We start from the raw sequence: 14759 nt of genomic DNA on the forward strand, positions 1-14759 counted from the left end.
GATGGCCGAAGCAACGAAGGAAAAGCCCAAGAGTTCGTGGATCAACCTCGTGGTCGATTTCGGCCCGCTGCTGGTCTTCTTCCTCGCCTATCGCCACTACGCGCCGCCGACAGGCGACCAGGGTATCGGCGTCGCCCTCGCCGTGACCAAGGGCACGATCGCCTTCATGGGCGCGACCGTGGTCGCGCTGATCGTCTCGCGCTGGCGGCTCGGGCATATCTCGCCGATGCTCTGGCTTTCGACCGTGCTGATCCTCGGCTTCGGTACTCTGACCGTACTGCTCGGCGATCCCTTCTGGGTCCAGGTGAAGCCGACCGCGATCTACCTGCTGTTCGCCACCGTGCTGTTCGTCGGCCTCGCCCGCGGCAAGCCAATGCTGCGCTATTTGCTGCAGTCCGCGTTCGAGGGCCTGGACGAGGCCGGCTGGCTCAAGCTTTCGCGCAATTGGGCGATCTTCTTCCTGGTCCTCGCCGGCCTCAATGAAGTGCTGCGCCAGGTGCTGAGCTTCGACGGCTGGCTGCAAGCCAAGCTGTGGGGCTTCACCACGCTGTCGTTCCTCTTTACCTTCTCGCAGATTCCCATGGTCTTGCGTCACGGCCTCGGCGAGGAGTCGAAAGACGAAGTGATTACCCACCCGCCGCACGAATAAGTGCAAAAACACACGAAAACGTGTGACATTCTCTTGCGTTGACGCAATAAACCGGCTGCCGCCGTTTCGGGTCGACCCGCGCGGCCAACAAGCTTGCAGTTTTGCTGCGCAACAAGAGCCTTCGGAATCCTAAGGGGGAAACAATGGCCAAACTATTCGGAAATCTGCACCTGGTGCTCGCAATCGGGCTCGTGCTCGCGATCGCTGTGATGATGGCCTTCGCGCCGTCTGCTCCGGTCGACGTCAACTCGGTCTTCCGCTGGCTGCACCTGTTCTTCGGCGTGCTGTGGATCGGCCTGCTCTACTACCTGAACTTCGTCCAGGTGCCGACCATGCCCAAGGTCCCCGCCGAATTGAAGAAAGGCGTCACCGGCTACATCGCCCCGAACGTGTTCTTCTTTTTCCGTTGGGCGGCACTGTTCACCGTGCTGACCGGCCTCACCATCGCTTTCGTCGACGGCTACGGCCATCAGGCACTGACCTTTACGGGCGAAGGCAACGTCAATCTGATCGGCCTGGGCATGTGGATCGCGATCGTCATGTTCCTCAACGTCTGGCTGATCATCTGGCCGGCGCAGAAGAAGATCCTCGGCATCATCGAGGCGACCGACGAGGAGAAGGCCAAGGCGACGCCGCGCGCGCTCATCGCCAGCCGCACCAACCTGCTGCTGTCGCTGCCGATGTTCTACTGCATGGTCAGCGCCAACCTGGGCTGATCGCGGCAAGTCACTTCGGGGCAAAGAGGGCGCGGCATCCGCAAGGGTGCCGCGCCTTTCGTTTTGGCGCATGATCGCGGCATGACAACACGATTCGCTCCCTTCTTCGCGCCGCTACTGCTGATGCTGACGGCCGCCGCGCCCGCTCCGAAATCCGCACCGCTGCCCGATACGGTGCGCGTAGTGATGACCACCGAACTGGGTCCGATCACGCTCGATCTCGATGCCAAGCATGCGCCGATCACCACGCGCAATTTCGTCCGCTATGTCGATCAACGCCGGTTCGACGGGATCGTGTTCTACCGCGTGATGCGGCTCGCCTGGGGGCAGCAGCCCAATGGGCTGATCCAGGCCGGCACCCGCGGCGATCCGAAGCGCGCCCTGCCGCCGATCGCGCACGAGCCGACCAGCGTAACGGGTATCCTGCACAAGGCCGGCGCTATCTCGATGGCGCGTAATGCCCCGGGCACTGCGGCCGGGGACTTCTCGATCCTGCTGTCCGACCTTTCGGGCTTCGACGCCGATCCCAATGCCGCCACCGACGAAGGCAAGGCCGGGTACGCCGCCTTCGGCTATGTTGTCGATGGCATGGACGTCGTGCGCAAGATCTACGACGTGCCGCTGTCGACAACGATGGGCGTGGGCGTGATGAAGGGGCAGATGATCGAAAAGCCGGTGCGCGTGCTCACCGTACGCCGCGTGCCGATCCCCGCAGCAGCGCCGGCTCCGGCACCCTAGATCTCGATCTGGCTTCCCAGTTCGACCACGCGGTTGGTCGGCAGGCGGAAGAATTCCATCGCGCTCGCGGCGTTGCGCAACATCCAGGCGAACAGCTTCTCGCGCCACAGCGCCATGCCGGGCTTGGCCGAGGGCAGCAGCGTCTGGCGCGAGAGGAAGAAGCTGGTTTTCATCATCTGGAACGGTTCGCCGCACATATCGACGCGCTTGAGCGCCTCGGGCACGTCGGTCTCCTCGAGGAAGCCATAGCGCATGGTCAGGCGATAGAAGCCGTTGCCCATGTCCTTGACCGAGAAGCGCTCCGCCTCATCGACATAGGGCACATCCTGGATCGCCACGGTCAGGATCACGACGCGCTCATGCAGCACCTTGTTGTGCTTGATGTTGTGCAGCAGCGCCGAGGGTACGCCGATGTTGGTCGAGGCCATGAACACCGCCGTTCCCGGCACGCGTGCCGCGCTCGAATGGGCGCTCTTGGCGAAGACCTCGATCGGGATCGTCCCCTCGGCCATATTCGCGCGCATCAGTTGGCGGCCCTTCGACCAGGTCGTCAGCAGGGTGAAGATGCCCACGCCCATCATCAGCGGCACCCAGCCGCCGTCGGGTATCTTGGTGAGGTTGGCGCCGAGATAGGCCGCATCGAGCGCGAAGAACAGCACGAGCAGCGGCAGCGCCATCCAGGGCTTCCACTTCCACAGGTGGAACAGCACGACCGCGAGCAGGAAGTTGTCGATCGCCATGGCACCGGTCACCGCGATGCCATAGGCCGCGGTCAGGTTCGACGAGCGCTGGAACACCAGGACCAGCAGGATCACCGCGATCATCAGCCCGAAGTTGATCACCGGAATGTAGATCTGCCCGGCCTGAAGGCTGGTGTGGCGGATCGTCATGCGCGGGATGAAGCCGAGCTGGATCGCCTGCTGCGTCACCGAGAAGGCGCCCGTGATCACCGCCTGCGAGGCGATGATCGCCGCCATCGAGGCGATTATCAGCATCGGCCACTGGAACCATTCGGGCGCAAGCAGATAGAACGGGCTTGCCAAAGCATCGGGATGGCGCAGCAGCAACGAGGCCTGGCCGAGATAGTTGAACACCAGAGCAGGCAGCACAAAGGCCAGCCACGAGATGCGGATTGGCTTGCGGCCGAAGTGACCCATGTCGGCATAAAGCGCCTCGGCACCGGTCACCGCGAGCACGGCCGAGCCCATCGCCAGGAAACCGCGGAATGGATCATGGGCAAACATGGACACCGCATGATGCGGGCTCAGCGCGAAGATCACCTCGGGCAACGCCGCGATGCTGAGTATGCCAAGCACCGAGATCACGGCGAAATAGAGCAGCATGATCGGGCCGAAGAAGCTGGCGACCTTGGCCGTGCCGCGGCTCTGGATCATGAACAGGAAGATGAGGATACCGACGACCAGCGGCACGACCGCGCGCCCGAGCTGCGGCTCGTAGACCGCAAGGCCTTCGATCGCCGAAAGCACCGAGACCGCAGGCGTGATCATCGAATCGCCGTAGAACAGCGAGGTCGCGAAGATTCCCAGCAGGACGATCCCGCCCGACCACTTCTTGGCGGTAACGTTCTTGTTGATCAGCGCCAGCAGCGCCAGGCTGCCGCCCTCGCCCTTGTTGTCGGCGCGCATGATCACGGTGACGTACTTCAGCGTCACGATGACCATCATCGACCAGAACATCAGGCTGACGATGCCGTAGATGTGCAGAGCATCGAGCGGCAGGCGGTGATGCCCGGCGAAGGTATCGCGCATCGCGTAGAGCGGGCTGGTACCGATATCGCCGAAGACCACGCCGATCGCACCGACAGCGAGCTTCAGCGCGCCGCCGTGGTGGCCGTGATCGTGCGGACCGTGCGCCGGCTGCGCTACCGCGGGCTCCGCCTGGGCAGTGGCGCCAGCGTCGTCCGCCATGGCTTCGCTCATATATGCGCCCCGTCGCGACATGGACTCAGCTCGCCGCAGCGCAGCAAGGTGGCGGCGCTTAGCAGCATGCGAGAGGCCCGGCAATCGTGCTCACGGGCCTGTCCCGGCTTGGGGCCCGCCTGGGATTGGCGGCATGCCCTGGGCCTGCTGCTGGCGGGCAATCAGCGCATCCAGCCTGGTCAAGCGGTCCTGAAGGTCCGCGCGCCACGGTGCATCGGGCGGCGACTTCGCCAGCAGGTCGGCCCAGAGACCCCGCGCTTCGGCAAAACGGCCCGACTGCGCCATGGCTAGGCCTAGGAAGAAGGGCGGCCCCGGATGGTTCGGCGCGGCGATCGCAGCGCTGCGATAGGCATAAAGCGCTGCGGGCGAAAGCTGCCCCTCGGCATGGCCGACAAGCGCATTGGCCAGGGCCAGCCAGGCATCGGCATCCTTGGGATCTTTATCCACTGCACCGCGCAGCACCCCGGCAGCATCGGCATATTGGCCGTGCCGTGCAAGCGCATCGGCGACGACCACCCAGTTGTTGCCTGGCGCGACCGGCTTGCCGTCGAGCGACTTGCGCGCAGCGACCAGCGCTTGCGGATCGCCTGAAATCTTCTCCACCGGCGCCTTCGGGGCACCCACCATTCCGGGGCTGCCCTGCAGGCCATAGCCGGCGATGCCGAGCAGCAATGCTGCGGCGATGGCTTCCCAGCCGACAGCCGGTTTCTTCTCCCAGCGCAAGAGCGCCAGCACGAGACCGAGAGCCAGCGCCGCCAGCAGCAATGCCCAGACCCAGCTCATCGGCTATACCCTCCGCGCAGGAAACGCCGGCGCAGCAGCAGCGCGGCCAGCGCCAGCAGGACAATGGGGAGAACGAACAGCGGCCAGGTCAGTGTCGTGACGCGCGGCGCATAGCTGACATAGTCGCCATAGCGCTCGACCAGCCAGGCGCGGATCTCTTCGGGATCCTCGCCCGCGGCGATCCGCTGGCGCACCTGGCTGCGCATGTCGCCGGCGATGGGCGCGTCCGAATCAGCGATCGACTGGCTCTGGCACTGCAGGCAACGCAGCGTTTCCATCAGCGCCTGGGCCTTGGCCTCCTGCGCCGGATCGTCGAGCTGGCGATAGGCATAAGGCGCCGGCGGCATGTTCTCTTGCGCCGCAGCCGGCATCGCCAACGGCGTCGCGATCAACAGCAGCAACAAGCAAACGAGGCGTTTCACTGTTCCGCCTCCTTCAGCTTTTCAAGAATCATGAGCAGCTGATCAGCCCTGATCTCGCCGATATGCTGATAACGGATCACGCCCTTGCCATCGATGACAAAGGTTTCGGGCACGCCCGAGGAGCCGATCGCGATCTGCACCGAGCGAACATCATCGGCACCGATGCGGGCGAAAGGATTGCCGTTGCGCGCGAGGAAGGCCTGCAGGTCATCGCGGCGGTCGCTGATGGCTATGCCGTCGATCTCGACGCCGCGACGCTTCAACTCGGCAAGCTGCGGCGCTTCGACCCCGCAGGGGATGCACCAGCTCGCGAACAAGTTGAGCAGACGGGGCTTTCCGGTCGCCAGGTCCTTGTGCGCCAGGCCCGGCCGCTCTGCTATTGCGGGCGGCAGGTTGAATTCGGGAAGCGGCTTGCCAACCATCGCGCTGACGACATCGTGGCTGGCGGGGCGCAGCAGGCCGATCATGACGAGCACGACGAAGCCCAGGAACAGGCCGAGCGGCAGCCAGATCGCCCAGCGCGGTGCCGGTTTTGCGACGGATTCGGTCGTTTCGCTCATCGGCCCTGCCTCGATCGGCGATAGGCGATCTTGCCGCGGGCGACGTAGCGCTTGAGGTCACTCGCAACGCGGCCGATCAGGGCGAGCACGCCGCCCAGGCCGATCATGATTCCGCCCAGCCAGATCATCGTGACGAAAGGCTTCCACCAGAGACGGAGCTGCCAGCGACCATCATCGGCTTCCTCGCCGAGCACGGCATAGAGTTGGCCGTTCCAACGCGTCAGCAACGCGGATTCGCTGGTCTGCTGCGGGGGCGTCCAGAAGAACCGCGCCTGCGGGTGGGCGATAGTCGGCGTGCCGTCGGCATAGGATGCATGCAGTTCGGCTTCGAGCGCGGTCCAGTTCGGGCCGGCGACGGGCTCTACCTTTTCGAGCTTCACTTTCCAGGGGCCAACCGCGGTGGTCTCGCCGACCCGCGCGGCGACGAGCTTCTCGACGGAGAAGGCGCTCTCGCTGGCCATGCCGAACAGCGCGACGGCGATGCCAAGATGCGCGATGACCATGCCCCAGACCGGCAGCGGCGTGCGGCGCAGGTTGCGGCCGCGCAGCGGCAGCAGGCTGGCGACGAACAGGCCGCAGGCGAAAGTCAGGCCGATGAAGGGCAGCAGCTTGGCGTTGGCCCAGACGGCAAGGCCGATCGCCACGAGCACGGCAACCGCTAGCGGCACGACCAAGCCCATGCCCACGCGCGAGAACGCGTCGCGCCGCCAGCGCAGCAGCGGACCGATGGCCATGACGATAAGCATGGGCACGACGAACAGCGCGCTCATCGGATTGAAGTAGGGCGGCCCGACCGAAACCTTGGCGCCCATGGCCTCGGCCACCAGCGGATAGAGCGTGCCGAACAGCACGATGCCCAGCACCGCCGACAGCATGACGTTGTTGAACACAAGCGCGCCCTCGCGGCTGACCGGGGCGAAGCGTTCGCCCTCGGTCACGCTGCCGGCGCGCAGGGCGAACAGGGTCAGCGCGCCGCCGATGTTGATCGCCAGCAGCGCGAGAATGAAAGTGCCGCGCTCGGGATCGACCGCGAAGGCATGGACGCTGGTGAGGATGCCCGAACGCACGAGGAATGTGCCGATCATCGACATCGAGAAAGCGACGACGCCCAGCATGATCGTCCAGGCGCGCAGAGCGTTACGCGCGGCCAGCACGCCGACCGAATGCAGCAGCGCCGTCGCGGCGAGCCAGGGCATCAACGAGGCGTTCTCGACCGGATCCCAAAACCACCAGCCGCCCCAGCCGAGTTCGTAATAGGCCCAGTAGGATCCCGCGGTGATGCCCAGCGTCAGGAAAATCCAGGCGCCCAACACCCAGGGCCGCATGGCGCGGGCGAAGGCCGGGCCGACTTCACGCGTGATGAGCGCCCCGATCGCGAAGCTGAACGCGACCGAAAGCCCGACGTAGCCGAGGTAGAGCGTCGGCGGATGGAACGCGAGGCCGAGGTCCTGGAGCAGCGGATTGAGCCCCTGCCCTTCCGCGGGGACCGGGCTCAGCCGTTCGAACGGGTTCGAGGAGAACAGCAGGAAAGCGTAGAAGCCGAGGCTGACGAAGGCCTGCCCGGCGAGCGTCGCCAGCATCGTCCGCTCGGGCAGCCGCCGCTCGACCAGCGCGACGAAGCCGCCGGCGAGCCCCATCACGGTCACCCAGAGCAGCATCGAACCCTCGTGGTTGCCCCAGGTTCCGGCGAACTTGTAGATGAACGGCTTGGCCGAATGCGAGTTCATCGCCACCAGCTTGACCGAGAGATCGGTGCGGCAGAACAGCAGGATCAGCGCGGCGAAGGCCGTGGCGCAGAGCAGGCCCTGGACGATCGCCACGGGCCGAACCACCGGTGCCAGTGCCTCGCCATTCCTCGTCAGCCCGAGCGAACCCGCGAGCAATTGCAGCCCCGCCAGGGCAGCGGCGAGCCAGAGCGCCGCCAGGCCGAATTCTGCGATCATTTGGTTTCGGCCACCACTTGCCTGGCCTGGGCCTCGGTCATTTCCTTCATCTCGCGCGGCACATAGCGCTCGTCGTGCTTGGCGAGCAGATTGTCGGCGATGAATGTACCGTCCCTCGCCAGCTTGCCCTCGGCGACGACGCCCGAGCCTTCGACGAAAAGCGAAGGCACGATGCCGCGGAACCGCACGGGCACGCGCGCCTTGCCGTCCTGGACGACGAAAGCGATGGTCACGCCATCGGGCTCCGTCTTGATCGAGCCTCTCTCGACCATGCCGCCCAGCCGCACGCCGCGGTCTGGATCAGGCCGGCTGGCGAGGATTTCGCTCGGCACGTAGAAATAGGATGCCTGGCTGCGCAGGCCCCAGATCGCCAGCAGCACTGCAGCGATCAGCGCAGCGAGCGCGATGACGATCAGCACGAGCCGCTGGTGCTTGGCCTTCATCGCTGGGGCAGTCTGCACACTCACTGCTCGCGGCTCCGTTCGCGGCGGCGCTCGGCCCGGCGCATCGACGCGAGGCTCCACGCCACCATCAGCGCGGTTCCGCCGACGCCGATGGCATAGGCGGCATAGACGAAGGTCCAGGGATCGAGTGCCTCGCGCATCAGGCGAAGGCCCCGGCAGAGGCCTTGCGACGCAGACGCGCCTCGGCCTGGATATCGGCGAGGATCGCGCGCATCCGCGCGAGCACGACACCGCCGAAGATCAGCGAGAACCCTATCGTCGCGATCAGCAGCGGCACGAGGAAATCGGCGGCCATCGCCGACTTGCCGAGGGTGATGCTCGGCGGCTGGTGCAGGCTGTTCCACCAGAGCACCGAATAGTGGATGATCGGGATGTTGACCGCACCGACGAGGCCGAAAACCGCGGCGACGCGGGCGTTCTGGCCCTCGCCGCTCGCGGCCGAAGCCAGGGCGATATAGCCGAAATAGAGGAAGAGCAGCACCAGCATCGAGGTCAGCCGCCCGTCCCAGACCCACCAGGTTCCCCAGGCGGGCCGGCCCCAGAGCGAACCCGTCGCCAGGCAGAGCGCGGTGAAGACCGCACCCGGAACCGCCGAAGCGCGCGCGGCGATGCCGGCCAGCGGATGGCGCCAGACCAGCTCGACCAGGCTCGCCACAGCGACCGCGGTCCAGCCGCCCATGCCGAGCCAGGCGGCGGGGACGTGGATGTACATGATGCGCACGGTCTCGCCCTGCAGGCCTTCGGCCGGCGCGAAGAACAAGCCCCAGACGAGCGCTGCGCCGGCCAGGACGATGCCGGGTATCAGCAGCAGCGGCATCAGCCAGCGCGCAATGCGGAGGAAACGGGCAGGATTGGCGAAGCCATGCATGATCGCGGCGCTTTTGGCAGCGTGCAGGTCAGCCGGCAAGGGGCAAGACGCGAGTCCTCCCCCGGCAATGAGCCCGTAGTTCTGGGGGAAAGACTGGGGCGACCGATGGGGTTCGAACCCACGACCTCCGGTACCACAAACCGGCGCTCTAACCAACTGAGCTACGATCGCCACAAGCGCGCACCGAGGCGCGGCCAATGCCCGTCCCAAGCTCGAAACCGAGCCATCGGGGCGGGAGCGCGCCTTTGCACAGGCGGCCGAAATTGGGAAGCAAAAACTGCGCGCCGCATCGCCGGACGCGATTTTCTTCGGCACGCCCCCCGCCTATAGCTCTGCCCCATGACCGGCCCCGGCGAATCGTCCGCGCAGCATCTGCTGACCTTTCCGCGCATGCAGCGCGTGCCCTCCCCCGGCTCGAACTCTTCATCATGCGCGATTTTCTCTCCGCGGAAGACTGCGCCGCGCTGGTCGACCGGATCGATGCGCGCCGCCGGCCCTCGACCATCGCCGACGCCAACGGCGACGACTATTTCCGGACCAGCGAGACCTGCGATCTCGATGCCGAAGACGCCGTGGTCATGGGGCTGAATGCGAGGCTGGCCGCCGTTTCCGGGATAGACCCAGCCTATGGCGAGCCGCTGCAGGGCCAGCGCTATGAAGTGGGCCAGGAATTCAAGCCGCATACCGACTATTTCGAGCCTGGCGGCGCCGACTTCGACACCTATTGCTCAGTCGCCGGCCAGCGCACCTGGACCTTCATGCTCTATCTGAACGATGTCGAGGCGGGCGGCGCGACGCGGTTCAAGTGGATCGACAAGATGGTCCAGCCCGAGCGCGGCAAGCTGCTCGCCTGGAACAACCGCAAGCCCGACGGCACGGTCAATTCCGCCAGCCTGCACCACGGCATGAAAGTTCGCGCCGGCACGAAATACGTGATCACGCGCTGGTACCGCGAGCGGCCCTGGGGCTGGTGAGGACTTGGGGGCAAACGGGGCCGAACGATACGCGGTACGATCGGGAGACCGCGGACCGCTCGGCCCCAGCAACGCGCGTTTCGCCGCAACGCTGCTTCCTTTGCCCCTGTCAGGCCGATGGGACCATCCGCGTGACTTGAGCAACATAGCCTATCGGGCAATAGCGGCGGTGAGGTTGAGCACAAAACCGGTGTGAGTTTTCGCACATCGCGAATGGTGCAACGAAAAAGGGCGGCCCCGCGGGACCGCCCTTTGAACTTCTCGGCGATGGACCGGATCAGTCCTTCTTGAGCGTGAGCCCACCGAAGCGCTTCTTGAACTGCGCGACGCGGCCGCCATCCTGAAGCTGCGCCTTGCCGCCGGTCCAGGCCGGGTGCGAGGTCGGATCGATCTCGAGCACCAGCGTATCGCCTTCCTTGCCCCAAGTGGAGCGCGTCTCGAAGACGGTACCGTCGGTCATCTGGACCTTGATCATGTGATAGTCGGGATGGATATCGGCTTTCATCGCATTCACTTTCGCTGCGGCCGGTTCCGACCGGCCTGAATGAAGCGGCGCGCATAGCGAGCTACGCCGCAAAACGCAACCGCTCAGACTGGCCCACCCCCACCCCCTCCTGCATGCGGGAGAGGAGCGAGACTTGGTCGCGCGCTGCGCGGCCTAGTCGCTACGGGGTGAGTTCGAAATCAACCCTCTGGCGGATCGGCGATCATTGCGGTGAAATTCACCTCGCAGGTCACCTTGCCCTCGACCGTGGCCTTGCCCCAGAACTTGCAGACCCGCGCCCGCTTCTGGACGAAGCCGACGTTGAGTTCGAGCAGGCAGCCCGGCTCGACCGGAGCGCGGAACTTCGCCTCTTCGATCGCCATGAAATAGACCAGCTTGCTCGAGCCGGCGAGTTCCAGCGATTCGATCGCCAGGATCGCCGCCGCCTGGGCCAGCGCCTCGATCTGGAGCACGCCGGGCATGATCGGCCGACCGGGGAAATGGCCCTGGAAGAACTGCTCGTTGAAAGTGACCGCCTTGAGCGCGCGAATTTCCTCGCCGATCTCGAGCGAAAGCACCTTGTCGACGAGCAGCAGCGGATAGCGGTGCGGCAGCGCGTTCAGAATCTTGCGGATGTCGTAAACGACAGCCGCCGTCGCCGGCGCACCGCTATCCGTGGTCTCGGTCATCGTCGCGGGCTACCCTCAGCGGCCCGAAGGGGCCGGCTGAGCGGGGGCCGTCGCTGCGGGCCGCTGGCCCTGCTGGGCCGCCTGCTGCGCCTGCTGCTCCCGCACTTCGCGCGGCAGCCAGCCCGCGGGCGGGACGAGCTGCGCCGAAGGCAGCGCCGTGTTGAGCTCGGCCACGATGTCCTGGTTCAAGTTGTAGGCGCTGTTGTTCATCGCCAGCACCGCCTGGGGCGAAAGCAGCAGCGAGACCTTCTTCTTCGCCATCGCAGCCTTCACCGCAGCGTCGAGCTTGTCGGAAATCTGCTCGGTCACATAGGCCTCGGAAAGGCCCACCGGCTGCAGGATCTGGCGCAGTTCCTGCTCACCCGCCTGTTGGATCTGCTGGATCTGCCCGGCTTGCTGCTGCAGCGCGGCCTGGTTGGGCGAAGCCGCCTGGCGATCGGCGTTGAACTTGGTGACCAGCGGCTGGAGCTGCGCGGTGATCGCGCTGCGGCGCGCTTCAGCCTGATCGATCTGCGCCTTATAGGTCACCGGGCGCTGCTGCTGCGCGGTCTTGTAGGCGTTGGAATTGGCAACCGCGCCGTCGAGATCGGCGACGGCCAGGCCCGGAACCAGCGGACCGACGGCTTGGGCCTGAACGAGAGCGGGCTGTGCAGCAGTCAGCATCAGACCGGCCAGGGCGAACGATTTGAGAAGCGTTTTCATCAGAACTGAGTTCCCACGTTGAAAGTGAATGACTTGGTGTCGTCGCCCTGCTGCTTCAGCAGGACCTTGGAGAAATCGATGCGGAAGGGCCCGAAAGGCGAGTTCCAGTTGACGCCGATACCGATGGCGAGGCGCGGCTTCCAGGTATCACCGTAGAAGAACTCTTGGAACGCATAGCTCGTCCCGGCTTTCGCGACGCCATCGCCGCTGGTCGTGCAGTTCGCAGCGCTTTCCGGCTGCGAATTGGCCGCAACCTGGGTCGTCACCCCTAAGCAGGTCACGTTGTACAGCGGAACGCCGTTGGTGTCCTTCGACTGGATGAAAAGACCGCCTGGGCCGGTATCGCCGCCCGGAACCGTCGGTTGAGGCCTGCGGACGCCCCAAACGGCGCCGACATCGGCGAAGATCGACGGGCGCAGACCAAGTTCCTTCGCACCCGATCCCAGTGGAATCTCCAACTCGGCGCGGCCCATGTAGTAGTACTTGCCGCCGAGCGAATCGTCAGTCCACTGATTGCGATCCTGCGAGACCTCGTTAGGTCCAATCACCCCATCGCCGTTGACGTCGGTGTAGAACTTGCGGATGACGCGCGGACCGACGCCGCGGATGTCGAAGCCGCGCATCTGCGGCTCGCCGAGATAGAAACGGTCGGTCAGGCGGACGTCGTCGATACCCTTGGCCGGATCGCCGCTGTTGTCGAACGACTTGATCAGGCCGCCTTCGCCCGACAGCGAGAAGATGAAGCCCTTGCCCAGCGGGAAGTAGCGCGCTGCGTTCGCGCGGATACGGCCATATTTCACCGATCCGCCAAGGCCGGCGAATTCGCCGCCGAGCGAGGCAAGCCAGCCGCGCGACGGGTGCACGCGGTTGTCGAGCGTGTCGTAGATCAACGACAGGCCGAGGATCGAGCTGGTCCGCTTGCCGATCGCTTCGCAGAGGTAGCGGCCGGCGAGCAAGGGGTCGCACTCCTGCAGGCCTGGCGTCAGGCGGTCAGTGTAGAACTGGTTCTTGTCGAGCGACACGTCGTCGTAATTGAGCGTGTAGCTGCCGACCGCGGTCAGGAACTCGGTCAGCGGCACGCCCGCGCGCAGCTGGAAACCGGTCGTCGCCTGCTGGTAGGTCGTGTTGCGATCGTCGTTGTAGTAATTGAAGCTGTTGTAGTCGCGGCGATAGATGCTGACCGAGGCCGATACGTTCTTGTCGAACAGGTACGGCTCGGTGAAGCTCGTCTCGATGCTCTTCGTGTATTTCGAGTAGGAGCCCGAGATGCCCACTGTCTGGCCGCGACCGCGGAAGTTGCGCTGCTGGACCGAGGCCTGGAAGATGAAGCTCTCGATCGACGAGAAACCGGCCGAAAGCTGCAGTTCGCCGGTCGGCTTCTCCTCGACGTTGGCTTCGAGAACGATGCGGTCCTGCGCGGAGCCGGGCTTCTGCTCGACTTCGAACTTCTCCTGGAAGTAGCCCAGCGACTTGATGCGGTTGGTCGAACGCTTGACCTGCAGCGAGTTGAAGGCGTCGCCCTCGGCGATGCGGAACTCGCGGCGGACGACCTTGTCCTGGGTCAGCGTGTTGCCGTTGACGTCGATCCGCTCGACATAGACGCGCGGCGCCTCGGAAATGACGAAGTTGACCCCCATCGTGAGGTCGTCTTTGCTGCGATTGTAGTCGGGCCGAACGTCGGCGAAGGCATAGCCGAAGGCACCGGCCGTTTCGTTCAGCTTCTCGATGGTGTCTTCCACCATCTTGGCGTTGTACCAGTCGCCCTTGTGCATCGGCAGCTGCTTGGCAAGCTGCTCGCCGTCGAAGTCGCGCAGCTGGCTGTCGACCTTGACGTCGCCGAACTTGTAGCGCTGGCCTTCCTCCACCACGTAAGTGATGATGAAGTCCTTCTTGTCCGGCGTCAGCTCGGCCACGCCCGAGACGACGCGGAAATCGGCATAGCCTTTGGTCAGGTAGAACTGGCGCAGCTTCTGCTGGTCGAAGGCCATGCGATCGGGATCGTAGCTGGTGCCCGAACTGAACAGGCGGGTGAAGCTGGTCTGCTTCGTCACCATCTCGCCGCGCAGTTCACCGTCGGAGAACTTCTCGTTGCCGATGATGTTGATCTGGCGAACCTTGGACTTGGGACCCTCGGTAACCTCGAAGACGATGTCGACGCGGTTCTGCTCGAGCATCACCATCTTGGGCTCGACCGTGGCGGCAAAGCGGCCCTGCCGCTTGTAGAGCTCGATGATGCGGGCGACGTCGGCGCGGACCTTGGAGCGCGTGAAGATCTGGCGCGGCGCGACCTTGATCTCCGGCAGGATCTTCTCGTCCTTGATGCGCTTGTTGCCTTCAAGGATGATGCGGTTGACGACCGGGTTTTCCTTGACCTGGATGACGACGTTGCCGTTGTCGTTGCGCACCTGAGCATCGGCGAAGAGCTCGGTGGCGAAGAGGTCCTTGAGCGCCTGGTCGGCCGCGGTCTGGGTATAGGCCTGGCCGACGCGCAGCTTGATGTAGGACAGGATCGTGTCGGCTTCGAGCCGCTGGGCGCCGACCACGGTCAGCGTCTTGATCGGCATGACCGCGGGGACTTCGACCGCCGGGGCTGCCGGCGCCGCGGCTGCGGGAGCAGGTGCTGCCGGAGCCGCGGAACCTTGGACGGCCGCCTGGGCATAAACCGGCTGCCCGGCCAGGATCGTGGTCCCCAGAAGCGCCGCCGCCAAACCGGACGCGCGGCGATAGTCAAGGCTGCGAACCATCGTCATTCCTATCATTGGCACGGCGTTCCCGTTACAGCCTGGCAAAAGTCCAGAAACATTGCGGCAAAAGGCAGTCCCTCCCC

General features: G+C 65.1%; 15 protein-coding genes, 1 tRNA gene and 1 pseudogene. 4 read left to right on the forward strand and 13 right to left on the reverse strand.

What is annotated here, in order from left to right; genetic code table 11:
- Position 1: 1 nt before the first annotated feature.
- The 3 genes from KRR38_RS08035 (at position 2) to KRR38_RS08045 (ending at position 2103) form a co-directional block, all read left to right on the forward strand.
- Positions 2-649, forward strand: a complete 648-nt coding sequence (locus KRR38_RS08035; protein WP_217400388.1) for an inner membrane-spanning protein YciB — start codon at positions 2-4, stop codon at positions 647-649.
- A 143-nt stretch (positions 650-792) separates the two neighbouring features.
- On the forward strand, positions 793-1365 hold the full coding sequence (locus KRR38_RS08040) for a urate hydroxylase PuuD (RefSeq protein WP_217400390.1): 573 nt from the start codon (positions 793-795) through the stop codon (positions 1363-1365).
- Positions 1366-1446: 81 nt separating this feature from the next.
- Positions 1447-2103: a peptidylprolyl isomerase gene (locus tag KRR38_RS08045; protein ID WP_217400392.1), complete on the forward strand. Its 657-nt coding sequence runs from the start codon at positions 1447-1449 to the stop codon at positions 2101-2103.
- On the opposite strand, the gene KRR38_RS08050 is transcribed toward KRR38_RS08045, so the two are convergent.
- The 9 genes from KRR38_RS08050 to KRR38_RS08090 all read right to left on the reverse strand — a co-directional run bounded on the left by KRR38_RS08050 (position 2100) and on the right by KRR38_RS08090 (position 9254).
- Positions 2100-4031 carry a potassium transporter Kup gene (locus KRR38_RS08050; RefSeq protein ID WP_217400394.1) on the reverse strand — a complete coding sequence of 644 codons (1932 nt, stop codon included), beginning with the start codon at positions 4029-4031 and terminating at the stop codon, positions 2100-2102. The genes KRR38_RS08045 and KRR38_RS08050 overlap by 4 nt on opposite strands.
- A 102-nt stretch (positions 4032-4133) precedes the next feature.
- Positions 4134-4826, reverse strand: coding sequence for a tetratricopeptide repeat protein (locus KRR38_RS08055; protein ID WP_217400396.1), 693 nt, complete (start codon positions 4824-4826; stop codon positions 4134-4136).
- The gene (locus KRR38_RS08060) at positions 4823-5197 is read right to left on the reverse strand and encodes a cytochrome c-type biogenesis protein (RefSeq protein WP_217407157.1); all 375 of its coding nucleotides are present in this window, start codon (positions 5195-5197) and stop codon (positions 4823-4825) included. Before KRR38_RS08060 ends, KRR38_RS08055 begins: the two co-directional genes overlap by 4 nt.
- 47 nt (positions 5198-5244) lie before the next feature.
- On the reverse strand, positions 5245-5808 hold the full coding sequence (locus KRR38_RS08065; RefSeq protein ID WP_217400398.1) for a redoxin family protein: 564 nt from the start codon (positions 5806-5808) through the stop codon (positions 5245-5247).
- Positions 5805-7751: a heme lyase CcmF/NrfE family subunit gene (locus tag KRR38_RS08070; protein ID WP_217400400.1), complete on the reverse strand. Its 1947-nt coding sequence runs from the start codon at positions 7749-7751 to the stop codon at positions 5805-5807. Before KRR38_RS08070 ends, KRR38_RS08065 begins: the two co-directional genes overlap by 4 nt.
- Entirely contained in the window at positions 7748-8194 is a 447-nt protein-coding gene (gene ccmE / locus KRR38_RS08075) for a cytochrome c maturation protein CcmE (RefSeq protein WP_217407158.1), read from the reverse strand. The genes KRR38_RS08070 and ccmE overlap by 4 nt, the downstream gene beginning before the upstream one ends.
- Before the next feature lie 20 nt (positions 8195-8214).
- On the reverse strand, positions 8215-8355 hold the full coding sequence (locus KRR38_RS08080) for a hypothetical protein (protein WP_217400402.1): 141 nt from the start codon (positions 8353-8355) through the stop codon (positions 8215-8217).
- On the reverse strand, positions 8355-9122 hold the full coding sequence (ccmC, locus tag KRR38_RS08085) for a heme ABC transporter permease CcmC (protein WP_217400404.1): 768 nt from the start codon (positions 9120-9122) through the stop codon (positions 8355-8357). Before ccmC ends, KRR38_RS08080 begins: the two co-directional genes overlap by 1 nt.
- 55 nt (positions 9123-9177) lie before the next feature.
- Positions 9178-9254 (reverse strand) — tRNA-His (locus tag KRR38_RS08090).
- A gap of 168 nt (positions 9255-9422) precedes the next feature.
- Between KRR38_RS08090 and KRR38_RS08095 the strand changes: the two are divergent.
- Positions 9423-10057: pseudogene (locus KRR38_RS08095) on the forward strand (prolyl hydroxylase family protein).
- Between the two features lie 277 nt (positions 10058-10334).
- Here the strand turns inward: KRR38_RS08095 and rpmE are convergent.
- From rpmE to bamA, 4 genes are all read right to left on the reverse strand, one after another.
- Positions 10335-10562 carry a 50S ribosomal protein L31 gene (rpmE, locus tag KRR38_RS08100; RefSeq protein WP_217400408.1) on the reverse strand — a complete coding sequence of 76 codons (228 nt, stop codon included), beginning with the start codon at positions 10560-10562 and terminating at the stop codon, positions 10335-10337.
- Between the two features lie 179 nt (positions 10563-10741).
- Positions 10742-11230, reverse strand: coding sequence for a 3-hydroxyacyl-ACP dehydratase FabZ (fabZ, locus tag KRR38_RS08105; RefSeq protein ID WP_217400410.1), 489 nt, complete (start codon positions 11228-11230; stop codon positions 10742-10744).
- Between the two features lie 15 nt (positions 11231-11245).
- Entirely contained in the window at positions 11246-11932 is a 687-nt protein-coding gene (locus KRR38_RS08110; RefSeq protein ID WP_217400411.1) for an OmpH family outer membrane protein, read from the reverse strand.
- Entirely contained in the window at positions 11932-14676 is a 2745-nt protein-coding gene (gene bamA, locus KRR38_RS08115; protein WP_254514687.1) for an outer membrane protein assembly factor BamA, read from the reverse strand. Before bamA ends, KRR38_RS08110 begins: the two co-directional genes overlap by 1 nt.
- Positions 14677-14759: the final 83 nt, after the last annotated feature.

Origin of the sequence: Novosphingobium sp. G106, from assembly GCF_019075875.1 — a bacterium.
GTDB lineage: Bacteria > Pseudomonadota > Alphaproteobacteria > Sphingomonadales > Sphingomonadaceae > Novosphingobium.